Source organism: Neisseria sp. P0021.S006 (assembly GCF_051956895.1).
This window is the reverse complement of record NZ_JBQCWZ010000802.1, coordinates 1-652: the sequence shown is the minus strand read 5'-3', so window position 1 is coordinate 652 and position 652 is coordinate 1. Positions and strand designations below refer to the sequence as shown.

Below are 652 nucleotides of genomic sequence, written 5' to 3'. Positions count from 1 at the left end.
ATCTTTATGCTGCGCCATACCGGCATCTCCGGCCTTTTACTCGCTGGCGCAGCCGTCCGCAGCGGACAAAATATTTCCCTCTATCAAATGCTGTGGCCGATTCGCTATACTGCCGCCGCGGTTTTCCTGCTCAGCCCCGGCTTTATTTCAACCGCCGTCGCCCTGCTCTTGCTGATTCCGTTTAAAGGCAACGCGGCCGTTTCTTCTACTCAGTCTTTCCAAAGCCGCCAGACTTACAGCTCCGCCAAAGAGGATGAAGACATTATTGAAGGCGAATACACGGTTACGCGCACCAGCAAAGCCGACAAACCGCAAGACTATATCGAACACAAACCCGATTGACGACTTCCTTCATAAAAGGCCGTCTGAAATAGGAATACCTCAAAAGTGTTTCATATTTCAGACGGCCTTAGTCATTTCCTGGCTTTGAAAATGTAAATATCGGTTTGTAATTCGGTTATTCCGCATAAATCATTTAAAATAAGCAGTTATTTTGATTCTAAAAACGACACGGTATCCAATGAACGTTCAAGGTTTTTTCCCTCTCTCCCTCAGCTTGATTACCGCCGCTGTTTTATCGGCGTGCGCCACCCAAAACACACCGACTGCTTCGAAAACCGAAACCGTCGTTCAGCCTAAATCCACTTCTATT

General features: G+C 47.4%; 1 protein-coding gene. It reads left to right on the top strand.

Annotation, left to right across the window (positions count from 1 at the left end):
- On the top strand, positions 1 to 342 hold a 342-nt coding region (locus ACTHUM_RS17185), incomplete at its 5' end, for an FxsA family protein (protein WP_440403581.1).
- Positions 343 to 652 lie beyond the last annotated feature (310 nt).